The sequence below is a fragment of the Alteribacter salitolerans genome (assembly GCF_016901055.1).
Lineage (GTDB): Bacteria > Bacillota > Bacilli > Bacillales > Salisediminibacteriaceae > Alteribacter > Alteribacter keqinensis.
Genome location: NZ_JAFEUX010000001.1, coordinates 214,912 through 239,798 on the forward strand (window position 1 = coordinate 214,912; position 24,887 = coordinate 239,798).

25 protein-coding genes are annotated in these 24,887 nt (G+C 45.3%); 20 read left to right on the forward strand and 5 right to left on the reverse strand.

Annotation, left to right across the window (positions count from 1 at the left end; genetic code table 11):
• The first annotated feature begins 178 nt into the window (after positions 1 to 178).
• The 3 genes from JSY36_RS01050 to JSY36_RS01060 all read left to right on the forward strand — a co-directional run bounded on the left by JSY36_RS01050 (position 179) and on the right by JSY36_RS01060 (position 4,763).
• A complete protein-coding gene (locus tag JSY36_RS01050) occupies positions 179 to 700 on the forward strand; it encodes a YwpF-like family protein (RefSeq protein WP_205164877.1) in 522 nt (173 codons plus the stop codon).
• Positions 701 to 779: 79 nt separating this feature from the next.
• Complete coding sequence (locus JSY36_RS01055) at positions 780 to 3,899, forward strand: GNAT family N-acetyltransferase (protein ID WP_205164878.1); 3,120 nt, start codon at positions 780 to 782, stop codon at positions 3,897 to 3,899.
• A 6-nt stretch (positions 3,900 to 3,905) separates the two neighbouring features.
• Entirely contained in the window at positions 3,906 to 4,763 is an 858-nt protein-coding gene (locus tag JSY36_RS01060) for an amidohydrolase family protein (RefSeq protein WP_205164879.1), read from the forward strand.
• Between the two features lie 206 nt (positions 4,764 to 4,969).
• Here JSY36_RS01060 and JSY36_RS01065 read toward each other — a convergent pair whose 3' ends face one another.
• A complete protein-coding gene (locus tag JSY36_RS01065; protein ID WP_122896958.1) occupies positions 4,970 to 5,350 on the reverse strand; it encodes a YhjD family protein in 381 nt (126 codons plus the stop codon).
• Between the two features lie 173 nt (positions 5,351 to 5,523).
• On the opposite strand from JSY36_RS01065, the gene JSY36_RS01070 reads away from it, so the two are divergent.
• On the forward strand, positions 5,524 to 6,249 hold the full coding sequence (locus tag JSY36_RS01070) for a peptidylprolyl isomerase (RefSeq protein ID WP_205164880.1): 726 nt from the start codon (positions 5,524 to 5,526) through the stop codon (positions 6,247 to 6,249).
• 93 nt (positions 6,250 to 6,342) lie between these two features.
• Here JSY36_RS01070 and JSY36_RS01075 read toward each other — a convergent pair whose 3' ends face one another.
• On the reverse strand, positions 6,343 to 6,726 hold the full coding sequence (locus JSY36_RS01075; protein ID WP_205164881.1) for an alpha/beta hydrolase: 384 nt from the start codon (positions 6,724 to 6,726) through the stop codon (positions 6,343 to 6,345).
• 279 nt (positions 6,727 to 7,005) lie between these two features.
• On the opposite strand from JSY36_RS01075, the gene JSY36_RS01080 reads away from it, so the two are divergent.
• A complete protein-coding gene (locus JSY36_RS01080) occupies positions 7,006 to 7,557 on the forward strand; it encodes a DUF5983 family protein (protein ID WP_205164882.1) in 552 nt (183 codons plus the stop codon).
• Positions 7,558 to 8,508: 951 nt separating this feature from the next.
• Here the strand turns inward: JSY36_RS01080 and JSY36_RS01085 are convergent.
• On the reverse strand, positions 8,509 to 10,095 hold the full coding sequence (locus JSY36_RS01085) for an alpha-amylase family glycosyl hydrolase (RefSeq protein ID WP_205164883.1): 1,587 nt from the start codon (positions 10,093 to 10,095) through the stop codon (positions 8,509 to 8,511).
• 311 nt (positions 10,096 to 10,406) lie between these two features.
• On the opposite strand from JSY36_RS01085, the gene JSY36_RS01090 reads away from it, so the two are divergent.
• Genes JSY36_RS01090 through JSY36_RS01110 form a run of 5 tightly spaced genes read left to right on the forward strand, consistent with a single transcriptional unit; the run spans position 10,407 to position 14,173 of the window.
• Positions 10,407 to 11,306, forward strand: a complete 900-nt coding sequence (locus JSY36_RS01090) for an ABC transporter ATP-binding protein (protein ID WP_205164884.1) — start codon at positions 10,407 to 10,409, stop codon at positions 11,304 to 11,306.
• The gene (locus tag JSY36_RS01095) at positions 11,303 to 12,259 is read left to right on the forward strand and encodes an ABC transporter permease (RefSeq protein ID WP_205164885.1); all 957 of its coding nucleotides are present in this window, start codon (positions 11,303 to 11,305) and stop codon (positions 12,257 to 12,259) included. The genes JSY36_RS01090 and JSY36_RS01095 overlap by 4 nt, the downstream gene beginning before the upstream one ends.
• A gap of 54 nt (positions 12,260 to 12,313) precedes the next feature.
• The gene (locus tag JSY36_RS01100) at positions 12,314 to 12,706 is read left to right on the forward strand and encodes a GntR family transcriptional regulator (protein WP_122896952.1); all 393 of its coding nucleotides are present in this window, start codon (positions 12,314 to 12,316) and stop codon (positions 12,704 to 12,706) included.
• Positions 12,687 to 13,388 carry an ABC transporter ATP-binding protein gene (locus JSY36_RS01105; protein ID WP_205164886.1) on the forward strand — a complete coding sequence of 234 codons (702 nt, stop codon included), beginning with the start codon at positions 12,687 to 12,689 and terminating at the stop codon, positions 13,386 to 13,388. Before JSY36_RS01100 ends, JSY36_RS01105 begins: the two co-directional genes overlap by 20 nt.
• The gene (locus JSY36_RS01110; RefSeq protein WP_205164887.1) at positions 13,385 to 14,173 is read left to right on the forward strand and encodes an ABC transporter permease; all 789 of its coding nucleotides are present in this window, start codon (positions 13,385 to 13,387) and stop codon (positions 14,171 to 14,173) included. Before JSY36_RS01105 ends, JSY36_RS01110 begins: the two co-directional genes overlap by 4 nt.
• 132 nt (positions 14,174 to 14,305) lie before the next feature.
• Here JSY36_RS01110 and JSY36_RS01115 read toward each other — a convergent pair whose 3' ends face one another.
• Entirely contained in the window at positions 14,306 to 14,503 is a 198-nt protein-coding gene (locus JSY36_RS01115) for a hypothetical protein (RefSeq protein ID WP_122896949.1), read from the reverse strand.
• A gap of 550 nt (positions 14,504 to 15,053) precedes the next feature.
• Between JSY36_RS01115 and yhfH the strand changes: the two genes are divergently transcribed.
• The 8 genes from yhfH (at position 15,054) to JSY36_RS01155 (ending at position 20,967) form a co-directional block, all read left to right on the forward strand.
• Positions 15,054 to 15,185 carry a protein YhfH gene (gene yhfH, locus JSY36_RS01120; protein WP_205164888.1) on the forward strand — a complete coding sequence of 44 codons (132 nt, stop codon included), beginning with the start codon at positions 15,054 to 15,056 and terminating at the stop codon, positions 15,183 to 15,185.
• Between the two features lie 118 nt (positions 15,186 to 15,303).
• Positions 15,304 to 16,077 carry a DUF3891 family protein gene (locus JSY36_RS01125; RefSeq protein ID WP_205164889.1) on the forward strand — a complete coding sequence of 258 codons (774 nt, stop codon included), beginning with the start codon at positions 15,304 to 15,306 and terminating at the stop codon, positions 16,075 to 16,077.
• A gap of 3 nt (positions 16,078 to 16,080) precedes the next feature.
• Positions 16,081 to 16,710, forward strand: coding sequence for an HD domain-containing protein (locus tag JSY36_RS01130; RefSeq protein ID WP_205164890.1), 630 nt, complete (start codon positions 16,081 to 16,083; stop codon positions 16,708 to 16,710).
• 111 nt (positions 16,711 to 16,821) lie between these two features.
• The gene (locus JSY36_RS01135) at positions 16,822 to 17,352 is read left to right on the forward strand and encodes a type 1 glutamine amidotransferase domain-containing protein (RefSeq protein WP_205164891.1); all 531 of its coding nucleotides are present in this window, start codon (positions 16,822 to 16,824) and stop codon (positions 17,350 to 17,352) included.
• Positions 17,353 to 17,422: 70 nt separating this feature from the next.
• Positions 17,423 to 18,412 carry an alpha/beta hydrolase gene (locus JSY36_RS01140; RefSeq protein ID WP_205164892.1) on the forward strand — a complete coding sequence of 330 codons (990 nt, stop codon included), beginning with the start codon at positions 17,423 to 17,425 and terminating at the stop codon, positions 18,410 to 18,412.
• A gap of 159 nt (positions 18,413 to 18,571) precedes the next feature.
• A complete protein-coding gene (locus JSY36_RS01145; RefSeq protein ID WP_205164893.1) occupies positions 18,572 to 19,255 on the forward strand; it encodes a cobalamin B12-binding domain-containing protein in 684 nt (227 codons plus the stop codon).
• The gene (locus JSY36_RS01150) at positions 19,224 to 19,976 is read left to right on the forward strand and encodes an STAS domain-containing protein (protein ID WP_205164894.1); all 753 of its coding nucleotides are present in this window, start codon (positions 19,224 to 19,226) and stop codon (positions 19,974 to 19,976) included. Before JSY36_RS01145 ends, JSY36_RS01150 begins: the two co-directional genes overlap by 32 nt.
• A gap of 61 nt (positions 19,977 to 20,037) precedes the next feature.
• Positions 20,038 to 20,967, forward strand: coding sequence for a glycerophosphodiester phosphodiesterase family protein (locus JSY36_RS01155; protein ID WP_336511417.1), 930 nt, complete (start codon positions 20,038 to 20,040; stop codon positions 20,965 to 20,967).
• A 504-nt stretch (positions 20,968 to 21,471) separates the two neighbouring features.
• On the opposite strand, the gene JSY36_RS01160 is transcribed toward JSY36_RS01155, so the two are convergent.
• Complete coding sequence (locus JSY36_RS01160) at positions 21,472 to 23,019, reverse strand: BCCT family transporter (protein WP_205164896.1); 1,548 nt, start codon at positions 23,017 to 23,019, stop codon at positions 21,472 to 21,474.
• 325 nt (positions 23,020 to 23,344) lie between these two features.
• Between JSY36_RS01160 and queD the strand changes: the two genes are divergently transcribed.
• On the forward strand, positions 23,345 to 23,821 hold the full coding sequence (gene queD / locus JSY36_RS01165) for a 6-carboxytetrahydropterin synthase QueD (protein WP_122896939.1): 477 nt from the start codon (positions 23,345 to 23,347) through the stop codon (positions 23,819 to 23,821).
• Positions 23,814 to 24,542 (forward strand): 7-carboxy-7-deazaguanine synthase QueE, encoded by a 729-nt coding sequence (locus JSY36_RS01170; RefSeq protein WP_205164897.1) that lies wholly within the window; start codon positions 23,814 to 23,816, stop codon positions 24,540 to 24,542. The genes queD and JSY36_RS01170 overlap by 8 nt, the downstream gene beginning before the upstream one ends.
• Positions 24,543 to 24,887: the final 345 nt, after the last annotated feature.

Consider the following 24,887-nt stretch of genomic DNA (forward strand, 5'->3'; position numbering starts at 1 on the left):
TATTATGTGAATGAGCCGATGCAGCCGGAATGTCCGAAGACTCCTAGCACGAGTGGGGGCCGACGGCTATGGGGTCTGTCCCCGCACAATTGTGTGTGAAATTATGGAGGAAGCAGGATTTTACAAACGAGTGGAGAATAAAGGGGAAGGATGTTCAGTAAGAAAGGGAGGGGTACATATGAAAACATTTAAGCTGTGTTCTTTGGCAGTATTATTCGATGACGACCATGAGAAAGAAGATCTGGAAGGTAAGCAGATTCCCCTCGTGGATGGGTTGATTATCAACAAAGAAGAAGCGAAGAAAAACTGGCTCGTTGAAGCTGTGGTCGATAAAAATTGGAGACGTTTCTTTGAAGAGTATGCAGAAGCCGATCAGCAGTTCATGGCTGAAGTGACGATCACAAAGAAAACCAACGATCCGGCAACTCTTGTCTGCTCAGTAAAGTCTGTAAATGAGCTGAGTGAGCATCTCAGTGTGCATCTGGATGGCGTAATCGTAGCCAAAAAAGACGATCTTTCCGATATGCTCCTTAAAAATCTCGTGAAAGAAGGATTCAGCGGCGAGGCGCTCTATGAAGAGTTCAAGAAGCGCAAAAAAGACCGGGGGCAGGCGATTCAGGGTATTTTAACGACCGCTTATGAACAAGTAAAAGAAAAAGGGTACTACGAAGCAGAGAAAGAACCGGAAAATAAAGGATGAACATAACTGGAGGCTGTCCCCCCAATGCTCTCACATTAAAGGGACAGCTTCTTTTTGGTGATAAAAAGGGGAGTTCAGGATGAAAAAAACAGAAGAACAGATCGTTTTATGCGAGTATGAACCCGGCCATGCAGAAGCTGTAGCGAAAATGTGGAACTTAAGCCGGGAAGGATGGGGCGGCCATTCTGACGTGAAAACAGGTACTAATGTCAGGGATCAGCAGGCGAACTCAGCCAATCTTCATACGTTTCTCGCCATGGACAATAACGAGGTTATCGGGTACTGCGGCCTTTCCGAATACCGTGAAGATGAGGGTGCCCTGTATATCCCTTTACTGAATGTGAGAACCGACTATCACGGACGGAAAATTGGCAAAAAGCTGATCCTTACCGCTCTTGAAGAAACAATCAGACGGGAGTGGCCACGCCTTGATCTTTATACATGGCCCGGAAATACAAAAGCGGTTCCCCTTTATAAAAAGTGCGGTTTCTTCTGGGAAAACCGTGATGATACAGTCCATCTGATGAACTTTCTTCCGACAGTGATGACCCAGGAATTATTCAAGCCTCTTTTTGAGCATCTGGACTGGTACAAAGACAGTGTGAGGGAAATTAAAACGGAGCCTGACGGAAACAAAACGAACGGGTTTGACTGTTACACGTACGAATGGAAAAAAGACAGCCGTAATCTCCGGGTAGAGTTTGAAAAGACAGGCCGCGGCATTTCCTCTTTCCGTACAGAAGACTACGCCGTTACAATGACCATTCCTCATCACACCTGTATCTCAGGCCGGGAGTACGAGGCATCATTTACGGTTAAAAATACGTCTGATCAAACGATTGCGTTTTCTTTTTCCGGCCGTGATAACAAAAACATCCGATTTTCCGGGAAACGGGAAATGATACTTTCACCGGGCGAAGAAAAGGTTCTTGCGGGAACGTTTGCCGTGCTGGAGCAGACGGGGGATCAAAAGAGCATGCAGACGCACCCTGCTGTAGAAGCTGCTGTGGTGATCGACGGCAGGACGGTGACGATGAAAACAGGTGTGCTCACGAAAGCGCCGGTAACGCTGTCAGGAGCTTTACCTGGTAACCAGTCCTTTCTTCATCAAAAGGAAACGGCCTATCTTCAGGTTGAAAACAACAGCAGTACACAAGTAGATGTGGTGTTCGAGCTTCCTTCAAATGATAATGTCGTCTTTGCTGAATGTTCTTTCTCACTTTCTCTTGATAAAAAAGAAAAGCGGGTCGTACCGGTACCATATGAGTTGGGAAATCCTTTATTTTACAGTGAAGACGTTACGGTAAAAGCGAATCTGGACGATACTGAAATTATGTTCCAGCAAACCGTTACGTTCCCCTTTAACGTCCAGGGGCGGGGAATCTTTGGCGAGTGCAACGCCTATATTCATCTCTTTCAGGGGCTTTCCCATGTTGCCCTGAAAAAAGAAAACAACGCCCTGATTGCAGAGAGAGGAAGAGCAAACAAAGGCTCCTATACGTTTATGTATCCTAAGATCGGCCTGCCGTTTTCAGAAGAGTTTTCCAAGATGGAACCTGAAAGTGTGTCCTTTTTTGAAGAAGAGTCAGGGATTGGTGTTGAGCTATCGTATCTATCGCGAAATTTCCCCGGCCTGGTCGTCAAAAGAGTAGTTAAGCTGGCTGCGGATGGCATGATGACCCAGTCTTTCGGCCTTCAAAACAGCAGTGACCAGCCTGTGGGGGATCTTCACTTAAATGAACCGCTGATGTTTGATTTAAGCGAGACGACGCTTCCGTATGACGGTGAAATTGTGTTTAACCGGGGAACGTACAGCAGTGAAGTGAGTGTGTGGGAGAGTGAAAAACTCACGGGTAACTGGCTGTTTTCAAGAAACCAGACGTGGCCTGCAGCCCTTGTATGGAGTTCCGGTGTGAAACTTCATTTTCACACATGGCACATGATGTATTTTGAACACGTAGTGAAAACAATAAATTCAGGTGAAACGGTTTTTACGCCACCTGTCACGTTTTCAATCGGCGCACTCCACTCTGCAGATGAAGTCAAAAGCTTTGCGGAGAAAAAAGCGGCCGTTTCTCCTTCTGTTTTATCTGATGTTATGAAGTGGGGAACAAAAGATGGCAACCCTTTTGTATCAAATACGGCGGTCCTTGCTTTTGCTCAGCGTGTTAACCGTTCAACAGAAGGGGATTTTCGCATCACTCTGCCAAATGAAGAGGAGGCTGCAAAGGGCAGCTGGTCCAGTGAAGACGGCGGAGGGAAATGGGAAGCCACACTGCCGGTTACCACATCAGAACAGGCTGTTCTGGCGACAATCCAGGGACAACTGTCCGGTTACCATTTCAAAAAAACCACAGCTTTGTTACCGCCGGGGAATCATCGTACTGCTGTTGAAGAAACGAAAGAAAAAGGAAAACAGGTGTTTACGGTTGATAACGGTGTCCTTTCCATCAAAGCTGCACCGGATTTTTATCCGGGAATCTATTCTCTGTCTTATGAAGGAGAGGAGTGGCTTGCTTCTTCATTTCCGGAGCCTGAGCCAAAATCCTGGTGGAATCCCTGGATCGGAGGAATCCGCCTTGAGCTTTTTGGCCTGTCTGCCAGAAGCATTCTGAAAGAAAAAACAAACGCTTCCTTTGTGTCTGTAGAAGACGAATACAAAAATGAGTGGAACGGTGTTGAATTGACGTTCTCCATCAGCGATCATCCGGTCTTCGGAGGGGTTACTGTCAGGCAGTACGCTCTGATGCTCCCGGGGGTGCCTGTTCTTTGTTCCATGTATGAAATAAAACAGGAAACAGGTGTCCTGTGGAATAACCAAACGATTGCCACCGGGTTTAACCTTCATACCGGCGAGGAGACGGGCAGTGTGGTGGTTCAGGCCGGTGATGACAGTGAGGCTTACAGACATCATCATCACGAGCATCATCTTTCTCAGTTCAGCCACCTTACAGCTTCCAAATCCGGACGGAATGAAAAGCTTCATATTTTCCCGGAACAAACCAATGACAAAATGGAGCTGTATATGAATCAGCATGTAGTGGTGGGGGATTCGAGACGGACAATTGCGCTCAGGGACAAAGAGACATTCTTCTCTGAGCCGATGTTCTTCATGTTCAGTGATGAAGAAGTGCCACTGGAAGCAACTCACGATCTTCGCTCTGTCCGGTTTGATCATACTACATGGAGAAAGGGTTAAGCTGTTATGAAAATCATTGATGCCCACGTTCATTTTTCTCACATACAAAGCTTTCACCATACGGCTGAAACTCTGTCTCATATCGATTATTCCCTTGAAGGGTATAACAAAGAGTTTGCCGATGCGAACGTTGTCTTTTCCGTTGCTATGGGGTTAAGGGAGATTGAAGGGGGAGAAGGGTTTCCGGACTCGGCTCCACCGACCCCTATGGGACTGGACCTTGCACCGCATCTTCCAAAGAATATGGGAGTGTGTGCAGGGATAAATCCTTACCGTCTCGGGAAGCAGGAACTCATGCAGCTGGAAAGCTCCCTGCTAAAGCCGGAAACAGTAGGGATCAAAATCTACCTTGGTTATTATCCTTTTTATGCGTATGACAAGGTTTACGGTCCAGTGTATGAACTGGCCAAAGCTTACCGGCTGCCGGTTGTCTTTCATACAGGGGATACCTATTCCGAACGGGGTCTTCTGAAGTATGCCCATCCCCTTACCATTGACGAAACAGCGGTGTTTAACAGAGATGTGACGTTTATTATGGCTCATTTCGGTGATCCGTGGATGCTGGACGCAGCAGAGGTCGTTTATAAAAACCGGAACGTGTTTGCCGATTTGTCAGGTCTTATCGTAGGCGAAGAAAAAGCCGTGGACCGGATTGTTAACACACCTCATTTCTTTGATCACTTTAAACACGCCACCGCGTTTTGTGACCATTATGACAAATTTATGTTCGGTACCGACTGGCCTCTTGTCCGGGTCAGGCCCTACATTGAGTTTATTCAGTCCCATATGCCTGAGCATTCCTGGGACGATGTGTTTTATGAGACAGCGCTCCGGGTGTTTCCAAAGATTAGGCCGCTTTTGTAGAAGGCACTGAAAAAGTTGGGTCTTTCACTTTTTCCAGTGCCTTCTGAGCAATGTGCGTAACGATTGCATGTTTTGGAAGTCTGTTATGAGTGGGTTTCTCGTAACAGGTGCGCAACCAAGCGGAGCCATTGCAACTAAAATAAATGGCACTGAAAAAGTTGGTTTGTACTTTTTCAGTGGCCGCCTTTTGTAAGGGAGGAGCTCCGTTAATGGACGGGGCCCTCTTTTGACTGTCTCCGGTGCAAAAACCATGCTTCAATTTTTTCGGAAACCTGATTTTTCAAATGGGCATTTAAGTATTTGGCAGTCAGGGCATAGCCCCGGTAAAAGATCGTATATTCGGAGAAGGTGTTATCGTGGGAATTTAATTCCACCTTCAGATTCAGACGTTTCATGTGGCGTTTCGTTTCGTGAAGCTCCCGGCTCAGGTCTCTCAGCGTTTGTTCCACGAGGTGAATATAAGGAGTTTTCAGCTTCACCGGAGCCTGGTTCATTTTGACCAAATCGTTTTCCAGCACTCTGCGCATAAGTTCATACAAAATAAACGATTCGCTTAAACGCTCTTCTTCAACTGTGAGTTTAGCCATGGACCGTTCGCTCCTTTTACTGGACTAATTATGATTTTACGAACACCTGTTCTGTTCTTATATTACCCTGTTTTTTAAAAATCAGTCAAGAAGAAAAAAATTCTAGCTTGCACTTCTATGGCAGAATCTTTCATAATAAAGACATAGCATACATAGAAGGGAACGACGTCACTATGAAAAAAACAGCACGATTGAAAGCAGGAACCCTGTTTCTCGGTGCCGCACTTTTGCTTACCGCATGCGGCGGAGAAGAGAATGGATCAGAAACTCAGGGAGATACACCCGAGGGAGGATCGTCTGATTATCCACAGCTAAACGGGGAAGTGGCCGAGGACGAGCAGGAAGTGATCATGAAAACCTCAATGGGGGATATCACCCTCAAGCTTTTTCCTGAATACGCGCCAAAAGCGGTTGAAAACTTTGTAACTCACGCAGAGGAAGGGTTTTACGAAGGTGTCATCTTCCACCGTGTTCTTGAAGACTTTATGATTCAGGGAGGAGACCCTGACGGAACCGGTATGGGTGGTGAAAGTATTTACGGTGAACCTTTTGAAGACGAATTTGCTGAGGAACTCAGACACTTCAGGGGAGCCCTTTCCATGGCAAACGCGGGCCCGAATACAAACTCAAGCCAGTTTTTCATCGTACAAAATGACGAACTGGACAGCCAGGTTGTTGAGGCCGTTGAAAATGCTGTAGAAGAGGGGCAATTGGACGAAGAAGCAGCCCAAACCTACATCGATAATGGTGGAACGCCTCACCTCGATGGTGGTCATACTGTATTTGGCCACGTCATTGACGGAATGGACGTTGTCGATGACATTGCTGCTGTGAACGTCGACGGGCAGGGACGTCCCGATGAAGACGTTGTAATCGAAGAAATTGAAGTGGTAAACTGACGAAAACGCCGGAATCCTTTTAGGATTCCGGCGTTGTTTTTGTGTTACTGAGAAGAAGATCGTGTTGCCGGTCCGGTAAGCAGCGGTCTGTGGTCATTCAGAAATGAAACGGAGAAGCTCTCCGTCAAATTTTATGCTTTCATCATGGAAGAGGCTGTGGCCGCTTTCTTCAAACGGAATAATATGGGCGTCAGGGATGCCGGTATGCAGCTGTTCAGCCAGTTCGAACGGACAAATCTCATCTTTTTTACCATGCAGGATGAGGGTGGGGACATGAATAGACCCCAGGTCGCCTCGAAGATCAGCATCCCGCAGTGTACGGGCACAATTAACGGTTGAATGAGGTGCAGCCTCCATTCCTAATGCGTGAAACCAACTCGCATAGGCTTCGCTCGGTTTTTTACCAAAGAACAGATCACCAAAGTCGGCCAGCATATTAGCACGGTCCCGGTATGTGCCCTGGATCAGCCCATCCACATTGTCTTTGCAATGTCAGCGTTTGCGATCCGCTCCAGCGCAGCGGGAGCAAGCAGCAGAATGAAGATCGAGCGAAGCGAAGAAAGAATTGCATTGTTGCTGATGGGGTGGGGGAATGACACTTTTGACAGTTCCAATTTCATCATCCTTTCGCAGATGGTAATCCTTAATAAAATAGCATGAAAACAGGGTTTTCAGAGTACTTTTCGGGAAAACTTCAATGTTAGGGAGAAAAAGCGCTTATACTGCAGGTATCACAGAACGAAAGGATGAATGCTGATGATGAAGACAAGCGAAAATCTGGAGATCAGGAATACGAAAACCATTTCAAAAGAGGAATTGACCAAGGCAGCGCTGGAGGATCTCCAAATGGGCGTATCAGACCTTCTGGTAACCTATCCAAAAGGGGAGAAAGGATGGTACGTTTACTTCACGGATTTTACAGAAGAGGATGTTAAGGAGCTGCCAAAGAGCTTCAGGAAGGTAGCGCGAGAGTGTTTAAAAAACAATACGTACATGCTGGTGGTTGATTCGGACATCAATAAGAATGAATCGCCGAAGCATGAAAAAATGATTACACTTTCAACAGGACATGTGAGTGAAAAAACAGCTGCCAAACTGGCGTATCGGTCATTTGAGGGGCTGAATGTTTACCAAAAGCGGGAAAACAGCTGGTTTATTGAAACACCGACCCCCGATAACGCGCTATACCGCCGGCTCCCAGATGATCTGATTGAGGTGCTGAAGTTTGCGCACCGTCACGAATGTGCGATCGTATGCCTCGATCAGGATGGCGGGTTAACGAACAAATTAACAGAATATGACTGGTAATGCCAAAAGAGCGAAGATGCAAAACCTCTTCGCTTTTTCAATCGTTTAAAATAACCTTCTGATGAGTTCCCTTCAACAATGTCTCCATGATTTTTTCGGGGAGGGAAAGGTATGGGATGAAAAGCTCTTTTTGTTTTTTATGTGATTCAGGGTTCGGTCAAGGACTCCATTGTTTCCATTCCCTAAAAAGTCACATTGATAGAATGATCAGGTGTTTTGTTTAGTAAAGTGTCACCTTTAATGGATTCATCCTTTAAATCTAATGCAACCTCCCAGTGAGGGAATTTATTTGAGATAAAAGCCGCCCCTTTCTCGCTTCTTCCTTAATCCGTTTCCATTCACTCTTTAGGATGACGCGTTGAAGGGTCGCTTTTAACTTGGCTTGTAAAATTAAGCATTTCTTTTATTAATAATTGCTGGTACGGACATTCTCAAAGTTAATGATAAATCATCCACAATGGCGATGAGCTCTTCAATTGAATGCGAGATGTCTTTCTCAGCGGTACATTTCCTGGCGATTTTATTAAATGTCATAAAGTTCTCTTTTACTTTCTTGGTCCACCCTGAGCGTTCTGAGGTAATGATCTGTGAAACTTCAAAGAGGCTGGGACATAAAGAAAGTGTTTAGCTGAAAATCCGAACTATGCGCTGGCTTAGCGGATGAAATATACGTAGACTCCTGCGGGAGGAAAAGCAAAGGTGAGACCCCGGAGTGCGATAGCACACGGAGGCTCACCAGCTTCCCGCGGAAAGCGGAGTATATTTCAGGAGCGGTTTTATTACACCGCATACTATTCGTTCGGGTTTTCGTTCAACTAAAACACTTTTGTCCCGGCCTCCTTCTTTTAATACCAAGGTGTACTGTCCTGATCTCCTGCTGCATCCACAATTTTACACAGAATTGTGCGGGGACAGACCCCGCCCTGCCCCAGACCCCACCGTGACCCCTCTCTAGCGGACAGTCAGTACGGCTGTGGAGTATGGCGGAAGGGTGAGGCTTCCATTAATCATTGTCTGATTGTCCGACTGACGGAAGTGCCATGAGAGTTCATTCTCTTCAGGAAGATCGGTTGTGACTTCCTCATCTCCCAAGTTATGAAAAACGAGAACACGTTCGTCGTCAGCTTCCCGGTAGAAAGTAACAATGCTTTGCTCGTTTGTGTAGGCTTCTTCAATTTCCCCGTACAAAAGAGCCGGTGTCGTTCGTCTTAAGTGAATCATCGTCTGATAGTGGCGAAGAAGGGAATCGGGATCGTTCAATTGCTCTTCGACTGAAAGAACCTTTTCATCCTGATCGTGACGGGGTTCAATCCAGCTTGTCATCCCATCCTGGCCGCGGTCTTCATACCAGACCATTGGTTCACGGATGTGTTCGTCAGGCTTTTGGCCTTCCATACCGATTTCCTCTCCGTAATAGATGAACGGGCTGCCTGGAAGCGTCAGCAGGAGAGATGCTGCCATACGGGCACGCTCAGGATGACCACGCAGTTCACTCATCACACGATCCATATCGTGATTAGTTAGAAAGGTTGATAATACATAGTCATCCGAAAACTGGTCAAACCGGTCAAGATCCCGCTTCAGGCCGGACACGAGACGGCTTCCTCTTTCACTCCGGGCAGCCTGTACCATTGCCTCTCCCAGGTCAAAGTGAAAGACCGAGTGAAGACCGTTTTCTAGGTAAGGTGCCGTAACAGAAGGAATATCCCAGACCTCACCGACCAAAAAGACGTCTTCCTTTACATCTTCCATTGCTTCGCGGAATTCTGCCCACCAGTCGAGGTTTTTATCGTGCTTGCCGGGGAAGATGTGTTTGGCCGCATCCAGCCTGAATCCGTCCACCCCTACATCATCCAGCCAGAAGGTGCCGATTTCAATTAGCTTTTCCCTTACTTGAGGGTTATCCAGATTTAAATCGGGCATGCCTTCCCAGAAAACACTCATATACTGGTTCGGTGCTTCCCCGTGCCACAGCCTTTGGCCCCATTCTCCGCGCTCTGAGAGCCTCGTATCTTCGTCCGCCCAGATATACCAGTCCCGGTATTCACTGTCTTCAGATGAGACCGCATCTGTAAACCAGGGATGCTCCACACTTGTGTGATTAACAACGTAGTCTGCCAGAACTTTAATATCCCGCGCCTGGGCTTGCTCTACAAACTCCCGAAAATCCTCCATTGTTCCGTAATCCGGGTTGATACCGTAATAATCAAGGACATCATATCCGTGATATGTGGGAGAAGGGTGGATCGGCATGAGCCACAAGCCTTCGACGCCCATTTCATCCAGATAATCAAGCTTCTCAATCATTCCCTGGATATCTCCGATCCCGTCACCGGTAGTATCATAAAACGCTCTGGGGAAGATTTCATAAAAAACCGTTTCGGGAAAATGGGTGATGAGGCCGGACTGCTCATCGTTCTGAAGGACCTCAGGTGTATAGTAATCCTCTTCTTCTTCCGATCCTCCTGCATCTTCGTTCTGTTCACAAGCAAGCAGAAGAGCAAGGGCAGTAATACCAAGCCAGCTGTACTTATTCATTTTTTTCTCCCCTTCAAATGCAACCGATTGCACTGATTTCTATAAAGCTAGTTTACCTCATTATGTAAACGTATTCAATGCGTTTTATCTGCATGAGATTTCTCTTTGACGGCTTTGTGGTGGTAAATAACGACTTTACAAATTGATTTAACGTCTAAAAGTGGTCATTCGCGGTCTTCCAATATTAACCGGTGAGACAAAGTCAGGCCGGTCCCATAAACGCATTTTTCTCTCTTGACCACATCTTGCGTTCTAGTGTACTATTTTGTTAGTACACTAGAACGCAAATACAGGGTAGAGGGGAATCGGCAATGGTTGAACTTAAAGGACTCACTAAACGGATCGGCCGGCACACACTGGTAGATGATTTAACACTTTTAATCGGTAAAGGGGAGGTTTTCGGTCTTCTCGGACCAAACGGAGCAGGAAAAACCACCACAATCAGAATGATTACAGGGCTCATTAAACCGACGAAGGGGGAAGTAACAATCGCCGGTTATTCCGTTACAGGTGAATTTGAAAAAGCGATCGAAAATATAGGGGCGGTTGTAGAGAATCCTGAAATGTATGGATATTTATCAGGGTACGAAAATCTTCTTCACTACGCCCGGATGCATAAAACAATAACGAAAGGCCGGATCAGTGAAGTAGTCGGGCTTGTGGGACTTGAAGAAAGGATTCATGAAAAAGTTAGAACGTACTCTCTGGGCATGAGGCAGCGTCTCGGTCTTGCACAGTCGCTTCTGCACAAACCGGGGGTACTTATACTTGATGAACCGACAAACGGACTCGACCCGGCGGGCATTCGGGAATTGAGAGAGTACCTGAAACGCCTTGCCCGTGAAGAAGGAATAGCTGTGATCGTCTCAAGTCACCTTCTCGCTGAAATGGAGAAAATGTGTGACCAAATTGCAATTATCGATAAAGGCAGATTGATTGGTGTAGAACAAGTGGATTCATTCGTGGGGGCAAAAAAACAGAAATGGCTCATCTTATTGAATGAGGTAAAGACAGCCGAAAAGGTCCTTGCAGAAAAAGGCATCCTTTACTCAGCAGAAGAAAGAAGTGTAACGATTGAAGCCAAGAAAGAACAAATTCCTTCAGTGATTGCTTCTTTAGTAGAAAAAGAGTGCAGTATTTATGAAGTCTCACCAATCAAAAAGGCTAGTCTTGAAGAAGAATTCCTATTAGTTACAGGGGGAGCAAAATGATGATGATCAGGCTAATTCAAAATGAATGGATGAAAATCAGACGGCGGAGAGGGACAAAAGTGATGGTATTTTTGCTCCTTGCTTTCGTTATCCTCGGAGCTGTAATGACATCGTTTCTTTTAGCTGACGAAAACACTTCTTCATCAGAAAACTGGCAAGATCAGCTCGCAGCGGAAAACCGGATAATCGAAGAGCAACTCACCGAAGAAAATCTTCCTCCAGGGACGCAATATCAATTACAGGAAACACTTATGAAAAACGAGTATCACCTTGAACACGAAGTGGCCCCGCTTCCAGGTGATCATGCCTACTCCCTTGTCATTGACCATGCCATGCTCACATCCATTGTGACCGTTTTTGCTGTTATTATCGGGGCAGGAATCGTTTCGGGGGAGCACTCAACAGGCACGATTAAACTTTTACTCGTACGCCCTGTAAGACGGTGGCGGATCCTTTTATCAAAATGGGCTGCGACACTTCTTACTGCATTATTAATGACGGCTATCCTGCTTTTATCAACATTAATCACGGGCCTCTTCGTGTTCGGTTTTGACTTTACTCCTGTTCGTCATGTAGAAGTCATAAACGGGGAGATCCGGGACTGGCATGTGATTTCCTACATCCTGAGCGCCTACAGCCTTCAGTTTGTCGAGCTCATCATGATCGCTGCAATGGCCTTTATGATAGGCACCGTTTTCAGAAACCAGGCACTGGCAGTAGGGGTTTCACTGGTGGCTATGTTTATGGGTGGACAGGTTGTTTACCTTCTGAGCGGCTATGAATGGGCAAAATACATTCTGTTTGCCAATAGCAGGCTCGTCCAGTTCCTTGATGGGGCACCGTTAATACCATCGCTCACGGCAGGTTTTTCTGTAACGATGCTGATTCTTTATTTTACCGCCTTTATGCTTCTGACGTTTGTTGTGTTTATGAAAAGAGATGTGGCAGACTGATGGGTTTGGTACAATAGAGCTTATGAAAACCTCTGGAAAAGGAGGCTTGAGAAAGTGACTTTATCATTTGATCATAACCGGCCGATTTATATACAAGTAATGGAGCACGTCTATGGACAGGTGTGCCGGGGAGAACTGAATCCCGGGGACAAGCTGCCTTCTGTAAGGGAGATGGCTGTAAGCGCCGGGGTAAACCCGAATACAATTTCACGGACGTATATGGAAATGGAAAGAGAAAAAGTCGTTGAAACCAAGCGTGGACAAGGGACCTTTGTTACAAAAGAACAGTCGGTCATTGACGAGCTAAAAGAATCAGCAGCCACAAAAGAGACAGAGAGATTTGTAGACGCTCTTACACAGTATGGCTATACAGAAAAAGAAGTTTTGACACTGTTACACGAATATCTGAACCAAAGAGGTGAAGCACATGACCACGAGAAGGGTTAGTACAGAGGATCTGACTAAGAAATACCTTGGGAAGCCGGCACTGAACGGGGTCAGCATCGACCTGAATGAACCGGGAATTGTAGGCCTAGTGGGTCCAAATGGCAGCGGCAAGTCAACGCTTTTGAAAATTATTGCAGGAATGCTGAGGCCGTCTAAAGGAAAAGTACTTGTGATGAATCAAGTGCCCGACAGGCTGATCTCGAAGGAGACAGCATACCTCTCAGAAGTGGACTCCCTATATGATTATCAAAAAGCAGGAGAGGCTGTGACATTTTTCAGCCGGATGTACCCGGAATTTTCACCGGAAAAAGCGAAGGAGATGTTAAGGGAGCTGGAAATTGACCTGAATGATAAAATCAAGCACCTCTCCAAGGGAAATAGAGCACGGGTCAAATTAGCGCTCACCCTTGCAAGGGATGTTCCGCTTCTTCTGCTGGATGAACCTCTGTCCGGTCTCGATCCGATTGTAAGAGAAGAGATATTGAATATGATCATCCGCTATACCGACATCGAAAATCAGATGACAATTCTATCCACTCATGAAGTGGCAGAGGTGGAGCCCTTTCTTGATCACATTTTGTTTATGAAGGAAGGGCGGATTCTGCTTTCTGAGAATGTAGAAACCCTCAGGGAAACACAAGGGAAAAGTGTTGTTGAGGCAATGAGGGAGGTGCTGAAATGAGCTGGCTCATGTTGTTGAAAAAAGAGTTGCGGCAGAATACATTTGTCGCAGGATTAAATCTGGCACTTTTATTGGTCATCCTTGTCTTTCTATGGTACCAGGTTGACAGAAACCCGGGTAACACCATGTTTATCTTTCTTTTGATACCGGTTGTCTTCTTTCATCTTTTTTACGTGTTTATCGTTATCCTTGTATCTATGAGAAGAGAATGGAAAGAGGGGACGGCGCTGCTTTGGATGAACCTGCCCCACAGAGGCTGGAAGTTGCTGTCGGCCAAGCTGGCTTCGGCATTTATTCTTTTTACGGCTTCACTTTTGATTACGATGACTTCTCTTTATGCTTTACTTCTGGCTTCAAGGGATGCGTTTATAGGGATGGGAATTCCGGATTTTTCGTCTCTGTACCTGGAATACTTCGGCTGGATTTTTGCGTTTATCACTCACGGGGCCCTGTGGCTTGGTCTTACAGGCTTATTTATTTACGTGCTGTCAAAAGTCATTAAACCTTTGGGCTGGCTGTTGGGAATTGGAATCTCGATCGGGCTGAACATCGTCTGGTCATGGGTCAATGATACAGCCCTTTACACGGGAATTGCACAATGGATCCCCCTGCTCAAGATTGATAACATCCCTGAAGGTATAGAGTTGGAAATGGAGGGCCTTCCTGTAAATGCACAGGGAAGCATCGAGGTTTTGTATCTGAGCCAGGTCATTATTGAATTCGGACTGCTCACAGCTGCGTTCGCCGGCATCTGCTGGCTGTTTGACAAAAAAGCAGAAGTGTAACAGCCCGGACGCGCTGTACCTCAAACAAACCTTCTAAAAAAACTTAAAACGATAAAAAAAGCGGGGCGACTTGTTCGCCCCGCTTTTTTTGATTAAGTAATTTACCGGTGATTGTAAGTATCTGTTTCTTTATCAGTCACGGAACGCATAGTAGATCATCACAATAATCGTTGCAAAAGCCATGATTGTTAATGGCAGCTGTGTAACCCATGAAACTGATTCCTCTTCACCATTACCACCGCCACCGCCGGCAGCATAAGTCATCATTACTGGGGTGAAGAAAAAGGCAGCAAATAAAAACATTGATGAGAGCCATTTCTTTAATGTCATCTGTCATACCTCCTTGTCGAACATTGCGTCATTTGGAAAACGTTCAATTTAATTATAGACAACGGAGCGATGAAAGGCAAAAGGTTGTTCTAAAATAAAAATATGAATTTACCCTTACTTCAGTACAAGTGGTTGTAAAAGTTCCGCTGAACACCATCCGCTCGCTTTCCGCGACGGTGCCGGTGAGCCTCCTCGGGCACTGCCCTGCGGGGTCTCTCCTGGCCCCCACTGCCGCAGGAATCTCGCTGCTGGTGTTCAGCTGCGCATGACAACAAGGACCATCACTTGATCTTTAATGGCTCACTGACTAAGAGGTATACTCATTAATAAAAATATCTCAGGGGAAGAGCCGTCAACAAATCAGATATCTGTCATATAACAATAGTAAGAAATAGAACTGTTTTATTGTGTTTACCTGAATTAAAAGGAATAAAGACGTTTAATACAGGATGATTCAAGGTAAAGATCATTAACTGTTTTATAATAGCTGTTGATTTTAATTTATTGTTGTATTACAATGACCATATCAAAGAAAACGGAGGGGAAAAACATGATCCAATCGAGTAAAGAGTTTTTTCAGAATCTTCCACCAAAAGAGTGTACAAAGTGCGGCGAAGTATTTGAAGAGATGGCAGAGTGTTATTATCACAAATGTGATAAATGCGTATCAGAGATCCGATAGTTTAAAATCCTCCGGTTTATGGGCCGGAGGATTTTTTTGCGTTTAAGTTTTAGAAGGGAAATTGTCATTTCCAAAGAATTGAAAAAGATAAGGTGTTTTTATAAGGGGGGCGACACAGGTGATTGTCCGTGAAGATGAGTCAGGTTTTTTTCTGTTCGAACAGGACCGGCACGCGCACCTGTCTGGAATTATCAGCGAAGCGTGGGATAACAGGTATTTTACAGGGATTGACAAGAGAACAAGCACAGGACTTGCCATTACACACCACGACAGAGGATGGGCTTTACTCGACAGGGAGATCCTTTTGCATCATAAGACGAAACGTCCCCTTTCTTTTATTGATTACCCCCTCAGGAAAAAAATAGCTGTTTATAAACAGGGGGTTGATGAAATTGAACAGATAAATCTGTACAGCGCGCTATTAATGAGTCTGCATTATACAAGTTTTTTCAGGGGGAAGCTTGATATAGCCGGCTGTACCTTCAGAGAAGAAGAGCAGAACCGGCAGTCAAGGCTCAGGGAATCTTTAGCGTTTACCGAAAAAGATGAACAGGCTCTGAAGTTTCATTACGATCTTCTTCAATTTTCAGATAATTTGTCCCTTTATGTTTGCATGAATGAATGGGGGGCCGAAAAAGAAAGGGAGGTCCCTTGGTTTAGTGAAGGGTTTCCCCAAAGGTTCGGTGTTTTCCATAACGAGCGCGTGAAGGCCCGGTGGAAATCAAAAACAGAAGTATTGGTCTCTCCTTTTCCGTTTTCGGGGACCCGTCTGACCATTACAGTTCCTTTCAAATACATCGAAAAAGTGACGTTTCAGGAAAATGATCCGAACAGGATATACAGGGAGACTCCTTTTCTGTATCATGATGTTACGTTTACTGAGGGAGGATAAAAAATGACTGATATGATAAAAAAAGCGGAGGCATGGGCCAGGTCTTTTTTTGATACAGATTCAACAGGGCACGACTGGTTTCATACTGACAGGGTAAGAAAAATGGCTCTGACTATTGCGGGGGAGGAGGGGGCCGACCTGTATGTAACAGAGATGACCGCTTTACTTCACGATATTGCAGATGATAAATTTTACTCCAGTGAAAAAGAAGGGGAAAGGGTCGTAAGAAGATGGCTGCATGAACAAAAGGTGCAACAGAAAGAGATCATTTTAAGCAATATCGCATCCGTCAGCTTCAGCAGTGGAGAGACGCCTGAAACCCTTGAGGGGAAAATCGTACAGGACGCGGACCGCCTTGAGGCCATCGGGGCCATCGGCATTGCCCGCTGTTTTATGTATGCCGGAGCAGCCGGTGATCCCATGTATGACCCTGACATTAAAGTACGAAGTGAAATGTCAAAAAAAGAATACCGAACCGGGAAGTCGACGGCTGTAAACCACTTTTACGAAAAGCTGTTAAAGTTAAGCTGTAAAATGAATACGAACACTGGAAGGAATCTTGCAAAGGAGAGGCACCGTTTCCTGGAATCGTTTCTCGGAGAGTTTTTTGATGAATGGGACGGTCGGAAGTAGCCTGATACTCATGTTTATAAAGCTGGTGAAAAGGGCACATACATACTTAAGGCGAAAATGCTTCATATTAACGTTGGACAGCAGGACACAATTTAAAAGAGGTGTTGCAAAATGAGACTTAAAGATAAAAAAGTGCTCACGGTTGTTGATCACGAATTTGAAGATTTGGAACTGTGGTATCCCATTTACAGACTCCAGGAAGAAGGAGCAATTGTGCACATCGCCGGAAAAGTAGGCGAACATACGTACACAGGTAAATACGGTGTTCCTGTCAAAAGTGATTACAGCTTTGATACTATTCAGATTGAAGAATATGATGGCATTCTCGTTCCTGGCGGCTGGGCACCGGATAAACTGAGACGCTACGATGAGGTTCTTGATATGGTAAAATTCATGGACGAAAAACAACGGCCGATTGGACAGATCTGTCATGCCGGCTGGGTTCTTATCTCAGCCGATATTCTCCGGGGGAGAAAAGTGACAAGTACACCGGGCATTAAACATGACATGATGAACGCAGGGGCGGAATGGCTTAATGAAGCTGTCATTACTGACGGACATTTAATATCCAGTCGGAGACCCCCGGATCTGCCTGCCTATGCAAAAGCATTTGCCGATGCTTTGGCTGAGAACAGCAAATAAGGGCCAAAAAGGAGCACTGCTCCTTTCTTTACATAATTTATAGCATTGCTCACGGAAAGGAGCTCACAATATGTCGTGGGAACGAGATATTACCTGGACGGAACTACTTCCGGTAGACGCCATGGATTTATCGCAGCTGAACCCTCAGGAAAGCCACACTCCTGTGATGGACTATCTTCAATTTTATCATTATAATCTCAAGACACTCGCTGGTTACCGGTGCGAACTTGTAAATACGATGAGGGCTGATGTACACGTACAGCTTTTTACACCTGAAAATCCCAAAGGGACTATTCTCCTTGTTCACGGTTATATGGATCATACGGGAGGACTCAGTGCCTGTGTGAATGCCTTTTTGAAGGAATCGTATGAAGTGGCTGCAATCGATCTCCCCGGGCATGGTCTGTCCAGCGGGGACAGGGGCGCCATCAGGGACTTCTCTCATTATGTAGATGCAGTAAAAGCCGGATGGGAGCAGCTGGACAAATACCGTTGTGCAGGTCCCGTCTACGGCCTTGGGCACAGTACCGGCGGAGCCGTTTTGTTTCACGGGGTTTCAGAAGGAGTGCTTCCCTTAAAAGCATTAATGATGGCAGGTCCTCTGTACCATCCCTACCAATGGAAATGGGTCCGTCTTTTGCTGCCTGTAGCAAGTAAATGGGTAACTAAAAAGAAAAGGCGTTTTAAACAGAACTCAAAAGATGAGAGGTATCACCTTTTCTTAAAACATGATCCTCTCCAGGTCCGCGAACTGCCTACATCGTGGCTCATGGCACTGACCGAATGGCAAAAGGATATTCTTGCCTGTTCAAAAGTGGAAGTTCCGGTCTATCTGCTTCAGGGAACAAAGGATACAACGGTGCAGTGGCAGGAAAATGTGGAGTTTTTTAATGACAAGTGCAAGGATCTTCAAGTTGCCCTTTTTGAAGGAGCAGGCCACCAGCTGTTAAATGAAAAGGAAGCGATTCGTGAGCTTGCATTTGAACGAATGTCTTCTTTTATCCATGGCAGGAGTGCCTGGCAGTCCACTCTCGAAAAAGAACCGGAAAATGAAGACTGAATGAAAGGTACCACTGTCAAACAGTCGTGGTGCCTTCTTTAAGGCATTAAAACGCTATATATGGTAAAATAAGAAAGCCTTCAGGTTTTTTATTGGATTTTGTCTGAAGGAATTATAGAATAATAGCCTTTAAACAATGCGAAATCAGTAGGTGATAACTTGTTAATAGAACGGGAGACTTTTGTAAAAGCAATTCTGGCAGGTGATCAGGGAAAAGCCCTTCATACCATAAAATCATTACGAAAAAAACATTCGAGACTTGAATTATATATGAATGTCATTACACCAGCCATGTATGAGGTAGGACGGCTCTGGGAAGAGAATGAAATAAGTGTTGCAGACGAACACTTGGCTACAGGTGTGTGTGATTTCGTTCTTTCCCAGACCGAATATGATCTTGTTCATACACAGCATAATGATGCACTGCCTAAAGCAATGTTCTTTTCTGTACAGGATGAATGGCATCAGCTGGGCATAAAAATGGTATCCATCCTGTTTAAGGAAAAAGGCTGGAACGTCCGTTATTTAAACGCGAACCTCCCGCTCGATCACGCCATCAACAATGCGAAGGTATGGAAGCCGGAAGTTGTTGGGATGAGTCTCGCACTTGCACACCGGCTTACCGATTTACCGGATTACCTGGAAGCCTTTGCGAAGCTCCCGTCGAAACCGAAGATTTTGATTGGTGGAAGAATTATGTCATCGTATGACTTTACTGAAGCTGTCACTCCCAACACAAAAGTAATTAAAGACTTATATCAGTTGGATGACTGGCTGGAAATGACTAAACGGAACAGGCGGGATGGATTCGATGCTCAATCAAATACCTCTTCCATTCATTAGGATTAAATCAAACTACGAAGTGGTGGATACTTCGGAACGGGCCAGGAACGAGTTTCCAAGTGTAAAGTCGTTTCTGGATCTTATAGACAGGGACAGCAGGGAAAAAGCGAAAAAATTAATCAGCCCTGCTCACCGTACATTTAACCTGGAGTTGAATCTGCTGACAAAAGAGCATCCTCTTGCCTTATTCGACGTTTATGGGAAATGGACAGCCGATGAAGAAGCCAATATTATTGTCGTTTCAAAGGATACAAGACTTCAAAAAGTGGAAGGACAGCTGATGACCCTTCAAAAAAGACTGAGGAACACCAATTTCGAGCTTTATGAAAAAAATGAGGAACTGGAAGAATCCATTGCCCGGACCAACCGTCTCTCGGGTCCTTTTATTACCTTAAGCGATGAAGTTGCCCTTGTTCCCATTTTTGGAGATTTGTTCGAAGAGAAACTCCAGGCCGTCAGAAAAAATATCTACGATGCCGTTTACGGCGGGGAATTTGATAATGTACTAATTGATTTTACCGGTGTGGGGATTGTAAAGAAGGAAGGGCTTCAAGGGATCAGGGAGATTTTTCTTGCCCTCGAATATATGGGCGTACAGGTGATTATTATCGGGATACAGCCTCAGCACGCCCAACAGATGAAATCATTTAAAGAAGAACTGAATATGACATATATTCAATCTGCCAAAGAAGCGATTCGACGCTTCTTAATTGAATCCTGACCTCAAAGACCACTCTTCATGACGGAGTGGTCTTTGCAGTTTCAGAGAGATGGAGGGGTATGTGGAAACTGTAGAAAAAACAAGTCCAAAAAAACCAGGAAACCCGGTCATTGTCCGTATTTTAAGTGTGATCCTTATTATCTGGATCATGGTTTATTTTTTCCCTGTAAGTGAGCGCCCGTATCAATCATTTTTCAGCAATGACACTGATGTACTCGTCATAGCCCATCAGGGCGGAGAGCACCTGGCACCATCAAATACGCTCGTGGCTTTTGAAACAGCAAGGGAGTTAGGTGTTGATGTGATCGAATTTGATGTACATATTACAAAAGACGGACACCTTGTGGCAATTCATGATTCAACGGTTGACAGAACAACAGATGGTGCCGGGAAGGTGAATGACCTCACTTTAGAGGAAATTCAGACTCTGGATGCGGCTCATTATTTCCAGGATTTAGAAGGGGGATACAGTTTCAGGGAACAGGGGATTACCATTCCGTCGGTGCGTGAGATTTTCGAATCATTTGGGGATATAAGGCTGAACATTGAGTTAAAAGCTACGAACGATGATGATCGTCACGAAGAAATGGTGGAAAAGATGTGGTCACTTATCCAGGAGTTCAATATGGAAGAGCTCGTCCTTATAGCAAGTTTTGATCAGAACATTATCGATCATTTTCAGGAGGTTTCAGAAGGACGTACAGCTGTAAGCGGCGGCCGGCAGGAGGTTACAAACTTCGTCGTGCTTCACAAGTTTCTGTTAAGGGGGCTATATTCTCCTTCTGTGGATGCTGTGCAAATCCCGGTAGAGGAAAGTATTTTTAACCTGGCAGACCAGGGGTTAATCAGAGGAGCCCACAGGCGGGGGATAGCTGTTCATTACTGGACGATAAACGATGAAGAGACTATGCGGAAGCTGATTGCTCTCGGCGCTGACGGAATTATAACAGACAGACCCGACCTTCTTCTTAATGTGCTCGGGAGAGATTGAAGACTAAAAGAGAGAGGCTGGGACAGAAGTGTTTTAGTCAACGAGAATCCGAACAAATCCTATGAGGTGTAAATAAACAGCTCCTGAAATATACTCCGCTTTTCGCGAGAAGCGGGTTACCCTCCTCCAGCTTCCCGGCTTCTTCCTCTGCCAGCAAACCTTTGCAGCTGTCTGTGTCGAAGCAACTCGTCGCATTTTCATGAAGTAAACGCTCGTCATTGCGGGGTCTCACCTTAACTTTTCCAGTGTCTTCTAAGCGATGAGCGTAACGGTTGCCATTTTTAAAAGCCTGGTATGAGTGAATTTCTCGTGCAACCGCTGAAGCCATTGCCACTCAAATAAAAGGCATTGAAAAAGTTGTTTTGTACTTCTTCAATGCCTTCGCTTTTCATCCCACAGGAGTCTGCGTATATTTCATCCGCTATGGTACGCATTGTTCAGATTCTCAGTTAAACACTTCCCTAATGTCCCAACCTCTCTTGAGCTATATATACATCTCTTCCCCTACTGTTCTGAAGAACGTTTACGACGTGGTTCTTTTATTCCCTGTTCTACGGCAAGCTCCGAAGCTACTTTAGGAGCAGTCCATACTAACGGGAACAGGATAAAGGAAACGGGTACGGCAGTAATAACGATGAAAGATTGAAGAGCGTCCACACTTCCTTCGCCGATATATAACAATACCGATGCCACAGCCCCCATAATAGAGGCCCAGAATACCCGCAATACGCTTGATGGATCTCCGCTGCCTGTTACTGCCATAGACATGGTATAGCTCATGGAGTCACTCGTTGTCGCCACGAAAACAATGGTAACAAGAAGGAACGCTGCTGCTAACAGCCACCCCAGCGGAAGCTGTGTGACGATTGCAATCATCGATGCAGGAAGTCCCCCTTCGTTGAGAGCATCAGACACGGAACCGGGGTTCATCAGTTCCAAGTGTATACCTGTCCCCCCGACTACTGTAAACCAGAAGTTTGTGACGACAGGCGCGATAACAGCAACTGCAACAACAAGTTCCCGTATCGTACGCCCCCGGGAGATACGGCTGATAAAAATAGCCATCATCGGACCATATCCGATAAACCATCCCCAGAAGAACACTGTCCAGAAAGCAAGCCATGCAGGGTCGTCACGGTAGAGGCTCATCGGTAAAAACTCCCGCAAATATACGCCGTACGTTCCGATAAACTGATCAATTACAAATCCGCCCGGTCCTAAAATGAGGACAGCAATAATCAGAATGAAAGTAAAGATAACGTTGAACCGGCTTAGAATCTGGATTCCTTTATGAATCCCGGTGACAGCAGAAACCGCTGCGATACCCACAAGTCCGATCACGATCAGAAGCTGGGTAAAAAACACATTCGGTATGCCAAACAAGGCATTAAGCCCGTACGCGACTTGAAGCCCCAAAAATCCGATGGGCCCTATGGTACCTGCTGCAACGGCAATAATGGAGAAAGCGTCAACCATCGTACCGAGAGGGCTGTTTTTCATAATTTTTTCCCCAAATACAGGATAAAGAAGTGTTCTCGGTTTCAAAGGCATTCCTTTATGGTAATGGCCGTACATCAATACGATCGCACCGAGAGTACCAAGGATTGCCCATGCAAGGAATCCCCAGTCCAGAAATGACAAGCTCAATGCAGGTATGACGGCTTCCGGGGTACCCGGATCTATCCCGGGAAACATGGGAGGTACATCAATAAAGTGGTACATAGGCTCTGCTGCAGCCCAGAACACACCACCGCCTGCAAGCAAGGTACACATAATAATGGATATCCATTTAAACGTGCTCATCTCCGGGTCTTCCCGTTTACCTAAGCGGATCCTGCCATGGGAGCTGAAAGCAAGTACGAGAGCGATGATAAATACCGACAGCATCAGCAGCTGCCAGAAAGCCCCGAAATAATCAGCTGAAAATCCAAAACCGGCATCTACCAGACCGGAAACAAAGTCCACATCAACCAAGGCTGAAATGACAAATAATAACAGCAGGCCACCACTGATTAGTGTAACCGGCCAGTCAAAAGACTGTTTTAATTTCAAATAAAGTCCTCCTCTGATTGCTTATACAGAATAGTATTTGTTGGAATTCTTACAAACTATACAAAAACAGGCTGTGATAATGCTTCAGGCCGGCTTTTTTCCTGAACGAGAACGCCGCCCTCAGCTTTTGAAAAATGGTTATCAGAGCCGGAGATCAATAGAGATGTAAAAAATCGCGAGCGGCAATCTTACCACAGAACAAAATTTTGTGAAAACAAAACCTGACTTGCCCATTCACGGATTCGTGTTAAAATGATACGAGTTGAGAAGAGGGTTCGCAATTCCCACCCCTCTTTGGACAAAAAAACTAGGGAGCGTGTGTAATATGGAATTTAAAATACCAAAAAAGGTGGAAAAGTTTGGAGAAGATATCCACCGAAATGAATTGAAGTATCATCATAGGCGTGTCGGAATTACTAAAGAATTCACCTTTGATGCTGCCCATCACCTTCATTGTTATGAAGGAAAGTGTAAAAACCTCCACGGTCACACTTATAAACTGGTAATTACCGTAAGCGGATATGTAAATGAAGTCGGCATCAGTGTGGATTTCGGTGATGTAAAACGCATTTACGAATATACAATCAAGGATAAACTGGATCACAGATATTTAAATGAGGTTCTTCCGAATATGAATACCACTGCTGAAAATATGATCGTCTGGATTTGGGAACAGCTTGATCAGTCTCTTGAAAAAGAAGGGTTGAAAGCCGAAGGACAGAGACTTGAAGAGTTGATTCTTTATGAAACGCCGACAAGCTGCGCGTCCCTAAAGCGGGAATGGATGGAAGATCATGAGTAAGTTTAAACTGCCCTCAAAAAAAGAGTTTATGGAATGGCGCCTTCCAATGGTGGAGATTTTTGAAACTGTGGAAGGTGAAGGATCAGCGGCAGGATTTCCAACGGTATTTGTCAGGGTTTTTCATTGCAACCTTCGCTGTCACTGGTGCGATACACCATACAGTTACGCTCCGGCAAAACCTGAATTCGAAGCGACGATCGGTGAAATTATTGAACGGATAAAGGAATTTGAAAGCCGTTATATCTGTTTTACCGGCGGGGAGCCGCTCATTCACGGAAAAAAATCAGCAGCCCTGTTGACCGCAATGGCAGAGCTTGATCATATAAAAGACATCCACATTGAAACGAATGGGGGAATCGATCTTGCTCCTTTTGAAGAAATCAGAAAGTCTGATCCGCTTGTAAATGAAAAAGCACGCTACGTGATGGACTATAAATTGACGGCATCCGGTGAAAAGGAACGTATGATCGAGTCAAACTTTGACCTTTTAAAAAAGCAGGATGAAATCAAGTTTGTCATTGCAAATGATACGGATTTTACTGAGGCGAAAGATGTCATCGAAATGTATCATAAAGACGGTCAGGTATTATTCAGTCCAGTCTGGGAGTCCATGCCCCCAAAACGTCTCGTAGAAAAAGTCCTCTATCACAAATTATCCAATGTTAAAGTAAGTTTGCAGCTCCATAAAATCATATGGCATCCTGATCAGCGGGGCGTATAGACGAAATGAGGCTGTCTGTTCAGACTGGAAATGGCTCCGCCCGCTGCTGGCCCAACACGAGGAACCATTCATAAAGGGCTTTCAAAAGAACAGCAGATCATTGCTTAAGAGAGTGACTTAGAAGGTATAATGCCACCTTTTAAGTCACTCTCTTTTTTTCTGTTATTTCCGCATCCATTTCCATTGTTACTTCTGATAGTTAGAGGGATCCCGGCCATGAAAGTGGAGTCGCTTGTTTAAAAAGGCTTTGTTAAGATCTTTGTCGGTTTTTTATATGTTAATTGCAGCGAAGGCACGTAACTCACGGGGGAGAAGGAGGCTCACCGGCTCAATGCGGAGAGGGAG